The 8,778-nt window shown below is 62.9% G+C and carries 5 protein-coding genes and 1 pseudogene; all 6 read right to left on the bottom strand.

The window, feature by feature from the left end; genetic code table 11:
• Window positions 1-199 precede the first annotated feature (199 nt).
• On the bottom strand, window positions 200-613 hold the full coding sequence (locus P0D89_RS48895; protein ID WP_154566164.1) for a RidA family protein: 414 nt from the start codon (window positions 611-613) through the stop codon (window positions 200-202).
• A gap of 79 nt (window positions 614-692) precedes the next feature.
• A complete protein-coding gene (locus P0D89_RS48890; RefSeq protein WP_408369762.1) occupies window positions 693-3,101 on the bottom strand; it encodes an acetamidase/formamidase family protein in 2,409 nt (802 codons plus the stop codon).
• Between the two features lie 278 nt (window positions 3,102-3,379).
• A pseudogene (locus P0D89_RS48885) lies at window positions 3,380-4,627 on the bottom strand (acetamidase/formamidase family protein); the annotation flags it as partial.
• 67 nt (window positions 4,628-4,694) lie between these two features.
• Entirely contained in the window at window positions 4,695-6,317 is a 1,623-nt protein-coding gene (locus P0D89_RS48880; protein ID WP_408369759.1) for an amino acid ABC transporter permease/ATP-binding protein, read from the bottom strand.
• Window positions 6,317-7,243 carry an ABC transporter substrate-binding protein gene (locus P0D89_RS48875; protein ID WP_408369756.1) on the bottom strand — a complete coding sequence of 309 codons (927 nt, stop codon included), beginning with the start codon at window positions 7,241-7,243 and terminating at the stop codon, window positions 6,317-6,319. Before P0D89_RS48875 ends, P0D89_RS48880 begins: the two co-directional genes overlap by 1 nt.
• 675 nt (window positions 7,244-7,918) lie before the next feature.
• Window positions 7,919-8,632, bottom strand: a complete 714-nt coding sequence (locus P0D89_RS48870) for a phosphatase PAP2 family protein (RefSeq protein WP_408369753.1) — start codon at window positions 8,630-8,632, stop codon at window positions 7,919-7,921.
• Window positions 8,633-8,778 lie beyond the last annotated feature (146 nt).

Here is an 8,778-nt window from a genome sequence, read left to right as displayed (position 1 = left end):
TGGTTTTGAACGGGGAATTCTCGCCGCGTCGCATCTCGGCGCTCAAGATTGCCGACTCGGGTTGCGGAAAATGCATCAGGCCAGCGTCAGCGGGCGGGTACTCGCCAACGGATAGCGCACACCGCGCAATCATGCCGTGAGTCAGGGAGTCCTGAAGAAATCGACCTCCCCAACTTTTGCACGCTCTCGCCCACCGATATCAAGCGGCTGCAGAAGTCTGCCTATGTGCAATAAAGTCAATTTCGACGAGCGCGTCACGCGCCAATCCAGTCACGCCGATGCAAGTCCGCGCCGGCAATTTCGCAGGCGGGAAATAGGCAGCATAGACCGCGTTCATCGTCGCGTAATCTCGTTTGAACTCGGTCAGAAAGATGCGCGCGGAGACGACATCTTCGAGCCCAAGCCCGATCCCCTTTAACACGAGAACCAGATTGTCCATCACCCGGGTTGTCTGTGCGGCAACACCTTCGGGAAGCGGGGCGTTGTCATCGTCAGGCGATGTCGGCATCTGGCCAGTGAGAAACACCCATCCGTGCTGCTCGGTTGCATGAGAAAAGGGACCGACTGGCGTAGGCGCATCCTCAACCATCCAGAATCTCGTCGATAAATCCATCTACCGTAACTCCATGAACAAAGAAATGCGTCGTACGCGTACGACTCCTGGCAGCGCCATAGCGAACGTCACAAAATAATCAATCCGCGAACAAGGCCTTGCGGATAATCGCGTGCATCCCCCAGTTGCCGTCGACAACCTGTGTCACGCCGAAGTCGACCGCAACCGACATCAACGAGATTGCTTCATCTTCGGTGAGACCCTTGGTCGTCATCAGAAAGCGGCGCGTCTTGATGAACGCGTCGCGCATCGCGAGGTCTAGCGTCGACTTCTCGTAGACCTTGCTCTGCGCGTGCGTGCCGAATTCAGTCAGATAGTTTGCATGGCTGAAGCCGTGCAGCACCCACTCTTCCGGGGTTTCGACGAGCGGATACGTGAGGTCCGCATACGGTTGACCGGCAAGAGTCGCTCTCTTGTGCAACACCAGTTGGAAGTCGCCGGTCAGCGAGCATTCGATCGCGGTCCCACACAGTTCCGAATCGCCCTGCGACGCGTGCGGATCCCCGACTGACAGCAACGCGCCGGGAACGCCAATCGGCAGATAGACGCTCGCGCCCTGCGCGACGCGCCAGTTGTCCAGGTTGCCGCCGAACGCGGACGGCGGGATCGAATCGATGAGGCCGTCCTGTTGCGGCGCGACCGCGATCAGGCCGAAATGTGGGCGCACGGGAATCTTGACGCCCTTCAGGATCCCGTGATTCTCCTCGACCGTCGAATGGTCGACGGGCACGCCCGGATAATCGATCGTTGGATGCACCACACCGAACGGATCGCGCTGCGGCGTCCAGCGGTAGTTGTAGACCGCACGCGCATATGGCGGACCGTCGTGCGGCTGCGGCTCGGCGTCGAGTTCATAAATCGTGACAACTTCGCGCGGTTTAGGCTCGGTCAACAGCTCGCGGTAATGGAAGCCCCACCACGCGGCCGCATTGCTGCCGAACGCGCGCCCGCTGAATTGCGGATTCGCGCAGCGCCGCGGATGTACATCGAGAATCCTGACTTCCAATACGTCGCCCGGTTCGGCGCCGCGCACCGCGATCGGACCGGTGCAGATATGCACCCCGAACCCTTCGCCGGCGCCGCGTCCGTAGATCGATGCATCGATCGGTCCGGCACCGCGCCGGTTCACGTTCTTGCGCTCTGCGGTCCAGTGGAACACGCTTTCGGCGCCTGGGTCACCGGCAACCATGCGCGCCCAGTCGTCCGATGCATGCTGCGTCAGCGTCTCTATCGTCACAGTATCGCCGCTGTCGACTTCGAGCACCGGCTTCAGGTCGTGCGAAAAATAGCCCCAGTGCACCGTGTTTGCCGTCGCGCGCAACAGGTGGTGGCGCGGCTTGCCCGGATGGCGGGCGACGCCCCTTGTGGACTCGGTCCGCGTCTCGACGGTGGGGCTGGCCAAGACCATACCCGCATCCTCGAGCGTTGCTTCCCGCGGCCGCGCTTGCGCGCTGGCCTGCGCTGCGGCTTGCGCATGGAGCAGCAGCGCTTCCGTGTTGAACGGCAGTCCGCGCGAAATGCGCTGCACCAGATGCCGGGCCAGATCCAGGCTCGCTTCGTTGCGGAAGGCGCGCGGCGAGGTGTGATATTGGTCGCGAAACGCACGGCTGAAATGCGCGGGATCGTTGAAACCCCAACGGAAACAGATATCCGAGATCGACATCTTTTCGTGTAGCGGATCGACTAGTTCTGCCCTGCAACGTTCGAGGCGGCGCAGCCGCAAATAGGTGGAGAAGCTCTGGCCGGCGGTTTCGAACAGCTTTTGCAGGTAGCGCTGCGAGACGCGCTCTTCTGTGGCGAGAAGCGCGAGACTGATTTTCGGGTCGCTGAGCCGCTCATCGATACTGCGGCACACGCGCGAGAAGATGGCCGCCTGCGACGATGTCAGCCCGCTGATCGGCGTTTCGCGCTGATGCACTGCGAGAATCGCTACCAGGAACTCAATCAGCGCGAGTTCAAGCGGACGCAACTCGTTGGCCGATAACGTCTCCACGCTTTCCGCCAGTGACACCAGAAAACCGGAAAACACGTGTCCGACGCCGGCATCTCCGGCGATCCGCCCGGCACACATCGACGACGGCGCAAGCAGCCGCCCTCTGATCGACGCACGCGGTATACGCACAACAAAGGCGCGGAAATCCGTGGCGAAAACCAGCGAGCAACCCTCGCGTGACGGCAGATAGACGAGGTCGTTCAACGTCAGGGGCTGGCGTCGGCCGTCGGCGAGCAGCGTCGCCACGCCGTCGAGGTGCAGCATGATCAGCACGCTGTCGCCGGCGGCAGCATTCGGCTCGAGCGTCTGCGCAACGGATGCGAGCAGGCTCAGATCGAAGCCCCCGATCGAACGCTGCGCCTGGATCGTCCCGTGCAACGCTCTTGCAGGAGGTATCGCGCCGCTACGCCATCCCATCCTGTTGAGCGCTTCCCGCCAAGCGCGAAGCCGTTCGACTTCCGGATAGGATTCGGTAGTAAAGCGCAGCAGATCCAAGTGGACTCCAAGGCCGGTGCCTACGGCGCGAGCGCGTCGCAGGGCGCCCGCTACCCTTGGATGGATTCGGGGAGCCGGACGGATCATCGCTGAAGAGCAATATTCGCGCCATCGCACGTCGCCTGCATCGATGATCCCGGCCCTGAGCGGCAGCGCGCGCGCGGCCGCCTCAGTCGTGCGCGAGGCCGCACCAGCAGCGCGCATATGCACCGTGCCGATGCATCCGGCACGCCAGCACACGTGGGCTCCGCATCGCCCCGCGGCCCGCACGGGAACGCTCAGCCCCCCGCGCCGTCGACGAAGACATTCTTGCGAATCGAGCCATGCACGCCCCAGTTGCCGTCGACGACTTGCGTGACGCCGAAATCCGCGGCGACCGACATCAGCGCGATGGCCTCGTCCTCGCTCAGCCTGTGTACGGTCATCAGGAAGCGGCGCAGCTTGCGAAACGCGTCGCGCATCGCCTTGTCGAGGCTGGAGTGCTGTGCCACCTCGATCTGTCCGGCCGGGCCGAGTGCCGCCAGGTAGTTCGGGAAGGTGAAGCCGTACACCGACCATTGGTCGTCAGTTTCCAGCATCGGGTGCGTGAGGCCTTCGAGGATCGTGCCGCCCAGGTCGTTCTTTTTGTGCAGCACGAATTCGAAGTCCCCCGTCAACGAGGTCTCGATCGCGGTACCGCCGAGCTCGCTGTCGCCCTGCGCCGCATGCGGATCGCCGACCGAAAAGAATGCGCCTTCGACGGCGACCGGGTAATACATCCGCGCCCCTTTGCCGACCCGCCAGTCGTCGATATTGCCGCCGGTGTAGCTGGGTGGATTGGAGCTGACGTAGTCGAGCTCCGTCGGCGCGAGTCCCATGGTGCCGAAATGCAGGCGGGCGGGTACCTTCACGTTCGACAGGATGTTCTCTCGCTTCTTGACCAGCGAATGGTCGACCTTAACGCCGGGGTAGTCGATCGTCTGATGCACGATACCGTCCGGGTCCGTCTGCGGCGTCCACACGTAGTTGTAGACCGCACGGGCGAACGGCTCGCCGGAGGTATCGAGCTCGAAGATCGTCACGACTTCACGCGGCTTCGGCTCCTCGATCAGATCGCGATAGTGGAAGCCCCAGGATGCTGCGACGTTCGAACCGAAACAGCGTCCCCGATAACACGCATTGCAGCTCGGCCGCGGTCGTACGTCGAGTATCCGCACTTCGAGCACGTCGCCGGGCTCGGCCCCTTCGATCGCGACCGGCCCGGTCAGCAGATGCACGCCGACCCCTTCGCCGGAACCGAGCGTAAAAGGTCCGTCGGTTGGCCCCGCGCCACGGCGCGGAATGGCCTTGTGCTCGCGGGTCCAGTGAAAGATGCTTTCGGCGCCGGGGTCGCCCGCGACCATGCGTTCGTGATCGTCGTTCGCATGGTGGGTCAGCGTCTCGATCGTGATCCGGTCACCGGAGCGCACAGTCAACGCGGGCGCGACTTTCTTGCTGAAATAACCCCAATGAACCGTTTCGGGCGACACAGGCAAAGTATGGTGCTTCATGGTTGTTCGAACCTCGTAAGGCGCCCGGCGCAAAGGGCCGGGCAATGCTGAATGGCGCGTGCCGTCACGACGCGACTTCGAGCCGGTCGTCGGCGCCCATCACGCTGAGGAATCGCGCCGTCAACGGATGGCGCGGGTGTGTGAGCACTTCGTGCGCAGGCCCCTGTTCCACCACCGCGCCGCCGCTCATGAACACGACGCGATCGGCGACCTGATCGGCGAAGCGCAACTGGTGCGTTGAGATGATCATCGTCAGACCGCCTTCGTCCACGAGCCGCTGGATCACGTCGAGTACTTCGCCGACGAGTTCGGGATCGAGCGCGGACGTTGGTTCGTCGAGCAGCAGCACGCGAGGATTGGGCGCAAGCGCGCGGGCGATCGCGACGCGCTGCTGTTGGCCGCCGGACAGATGGCGCGGCAACGCGTCGGCGCGATGACTGAGGCCGACGCGCTCGAGCAGTTCCCGCGCCCGGCGCTCGGCATCAGCGGGCGCCATGCCGTGCACCCAGCGAAGCGGCCCCGCGATGTTCTCGCACGCCGTCAGATGACTGAACAGGTTGAAATGCTGGAACACCATGCCGACGCCAGCACTCGCACGCTCGTTAGCGATATCGCCCTGGGTCATCGGCTGACCATCGACCCGAAAACCGAGGCGCTTGCCGGCGATGCGGATTTCCCCCGTGTCCCACTGCTCCAGGTGGTTGATACAGCGCAGCAGGGTGCTTTTGCCCGATCCGCTCGGCCCGAGCAGCGCGATGACCTCGCCGAAGCGGACGGTGAGGTCGAAGCCGTCGAGCACCGTCTGCTCGCCGTAACGCTTGCTCAAACCCTTCACCTGCACGGTCGCGCTCTGCTTCTGGAGCGTCGCGTAGCGCTGCGCGCGTTCCGCGTGAACGTCACGCGCGTTGGGCATGGGCACGGGCGACGGCGTCGGTTCGAGCAGCGCACCGGCGGGTAGCGCAGCGCCCGCGCCGAGTGGGTTCGCCGCGATCCGGGCACGGCGCCACGGCAGCAGCCGTGCAAAGCGTCCAGACGGGCTGCGATCGAGATCGAGCGCGGTTTCGGCGAACAACTGGATCGCGGCGATCGCGCCGGTCAGCACGAGATACATCAGCCCGGACGCGAAGAAGATCGAAAAGAAATCGAACGTCGACGACGCGAGCTGGGTGCTGCGCAAGGTCAGTTCGTCGACCGCGATCACGGAGGCCAGCGACGAGTTCTTCAACGCGCTGACCGATTCGTTCCCGAGCGCCGGTATCATCGTGCGGATCGCCTGCGGCGCGATCACGCGGCGCAGCAGCACGGTCGGCGTCATGCCGAGCGCCTGCCCCGCAAGCAGTTGCCCACGGTCGACGCCGAGCACACCCGCGCGCAGGATCTCCGCGATGAACGGCCCCTCGTTCGCCGCGAGCGCGAGACCCGCTGCGCCCATCGCGCTCAACTTCAAGCCGATGTGCGGCAACGCGTCGTACGCGAACACGAGTTGCAGGATCAGCGGCGTCCCGCGAAAAATCACCGTGTAGCCGCGCGCGATCGCGGCGAGCGGCCCCACCTTGCTCAGTTGCATACTCGCGAGCACCAGTCCCACGATCAGACCGCCCGCCAACCCGAGGGCCGTGACCGCAATCGTAAAACCGATGCCGCTTAGCAGATATGGCAGGCCGAGATAGTGCAGAAACAAATTCATCAGTTCAAGGCAACCAGCTTGGGAGTTTCGAGATTTTCAACGCCGAGCGACCACTTCTTCAGCAAGTCGGCCTGGATGCCGGCCTTCTGGATCGCGACGAGCGCTGCCAGCACGGCAGCGCGCATTGCGGGGTTGGTTTTCGGCACGGCTATACCAATCGAATACGGCAGCGTCACCGCACTGGCTTTTTCGAGTTGGTTCGGATACGCCTTGACCGCTTGGTCCACCGTGTTCACGTCGTTGATATAGGTGTCTGCGCGGCCCGCGAGAATCGCCTGGATCGCGTTCGCGTTGTTGTCATAGAGCTGCACGGCCGCTTCCGGCTTGTTCGCCACCTTGCAGGCCGGCGCAAGATTCTGAATCAGCGGCACTTCAACGTAGCCGGTGTTCTCGGCGGCAGTCGTGCCACACATCGTTGGGTTGATGCCGCTGATCTTCTTCGGATTGCCCTTCGCGACGAGCACGCCGTCGAACACCTTCGAATAGGTGACGAAGTCCGCCGCCTTCGCGCGCTCTTCGGTCGCATACATGTCGGAGATCACGATGTCCGCCTGGCCGCTTTGCAGCGTCGGAAGCAGCGCCGCGAACGAGACTGGCTTGTACGCCATCTTGAAGCCGAGGCAGTTGCCAATCGCGTCGCCGAGGTCGATGTCGAAGCCGATATATTTACTCGGGTCATTCGGGTCCAGCGCTTCATAGCCTGGCGTGTGCGGGTTGATCGCGTTAATCAGCGTCTTGCCCTTGAATTGCGGGTATTTCGCCTGTAGCGCCGCGCATTCGGCAGGCGCCGGCGCGGCAGCCTGTGCGTGACCCGACACCAGCAGCGCGAGCAGACTGACGGCGCCAAGAACCAGCTCGCGCCAGTGGCGGGCAAGACCGCCTGCGCGCAGCACTCCATGCCCGTGATCGACAAGTTTGGTATACATCCCGGAACTCCCTGAGCGGCAGATGGCAATGGCCCACACCATGTACGCCTTGTTGCATCGCACCAGCGCAAGGGTAGAAAGACGAAATTCCGCATACTTGTCCCATCGCGCACAAATGTTTGCACAGAGGCGAAGGCGGTTGGCATACAGCGAACCCCAGTCGAGCGTCACACGAAAGATCGATCAGTAGATCTTCCGCGCGACCGAAATGCCATTTCGCCGCCGACGCTCCGGAGGCGGCGACAACACTGAATATCCAGGGCTTCGGGGGGCGGCGAGCCGGTGCCGAGTTCGTCAAGCGTCCGGCGCTACGATGGATGAGAACATGCAATCGGTGCAGCGCGTGACCAACATCATGGACGAAATCGCCGCAGCGTCCCTCGAGCAGGGCAAGGGCAGCTAACCGAGCAGAACGGACCTTCGAATGTCCGGCCGAGAGCGAGGTCGGGCGTCCGTAGTTGGCCGTAGCCGGTCTCATGCAAATGGCATGTTTTTCGAATTCTGCGAATCTGCGACGGGCAGCCCGCGACCCGTTGTCGCCGGTCGCAGGGTCGGGCATTCCAGGGCTGCTAACAGAGTGGTCCGGTCGTCCGCACTGGCGTAGCCGAGACACCAGATTGGCATCTGCCGTCGTTCGTCGTCAGCCAGGAGCGGTGGTGCAGGGAAGTCTTGTGCTCAATGGAGAAACCCTCGGTGTAGTTGCTTTACGACCAATCCCGCGACGGTACGCGGCTCATCGAACATCGTCGCGAGTTCGAAGAAGAACAGGAAAGCGAGCATGTAACCCATGGCCGGCCGATATTCCATGAATCGCAAGAAGAGCGGCGCGAAGCGGGTGCGTATCGGCGGACGCGTGAAGAGCCATGCGCAGAAGGCGCCGATGGCCGCGCCCCCGATGACGTCGGTTGGATAGTGCAGCCCCACATAGACGCGAGGCAGACACACGAAGACCGCGCAATGCACGATCGCGAGCAGGCCGATCCATCGCCAGACAAGGAAAATGCCGACGGCTATCGCCATCCAGAGCGCGGCATGATCGCTGGGGAACGCGCTCCACAAGCGAAGGCCTTTGTCCGTTTGGTCGGATAGCGGAAACAACAAATGAACGGAGGGCTCATAAAGCGGGCGGAGACGGAACGGCAGCGTCAGCGCGAACAGGCGGCCAAGCAGGAATGCCGCGAGCCCGGCGCACAGAGTCGCGACGACAGTCTCGCGGCGCAATTGCTGGGAGTCTCCCGGCTGGAACCAGATGGCACAGAGAATCGCGAGCGGAACGACGCCTTTGGTGAAGTAGAACTCGGTGATCGCGTGAACGGTGTGGGTAAACGCGAAGGACGATGAGCCGATAGAAACGAGCCAGGTTTGAATAACGGTATCAAAAGCGTTCATGCCCCGCGTCTCCGTCCGAATATGCTGATTGTGTTAAAAGCGTACGTGCGTATTTACGAAACGCTCTGCGGTCCTTACGTGTGCGTCCGCTATGTTGGTAGAACTGACGCCTGAATGTCCGATCGATGATGGCGCGCGAATGGCGG

It is taken from the genome of Paraburkholderia sp. RL18-085-BIA-A (assembly GCF_046027075.1).
GTDB lineage: Bacteria > Pseudomonadota > Gammaproteobacteria > Burkholderiales > Burkholderiaceae > Paraburkholderia.
This window is presented reverse-complemented; position numbering and strand designations above follow the sequence as displayed.

Excerpts from the sequence above, each read along its gene's own strand:
- P0D89_RS48895 (WP_154566164.1), bottom strand. The coding sequence starts at position 613 with ATGGATTTATCGACGAGATTCTGGATGGTTGAGGATGCGCCTACGCCA.
- P0D89_RS48880 (WP_408369759.1), bottom strand. The coding sequence starts at position 6,317 with ATGAATTTGTTTCTGCACTATCTCGGCCTGCCATATCTGCTAAGCGGC.
- P0D89_RS48875 (WP_408369756.1), bottom strand. The coding sequence starts at position 7,243 with ATGTATACCAAACTTGTCGATCACGGGCATGGAGTGCTGCGCGCAGGC.
- P0D89_RS48870 (WP_408369753.1), bottom strand. The coding sequence starts at position 8,632 with ATGAACGCTTTTGATACCGTTATTCAAACCTGGCTCGTTTCTATCGGC.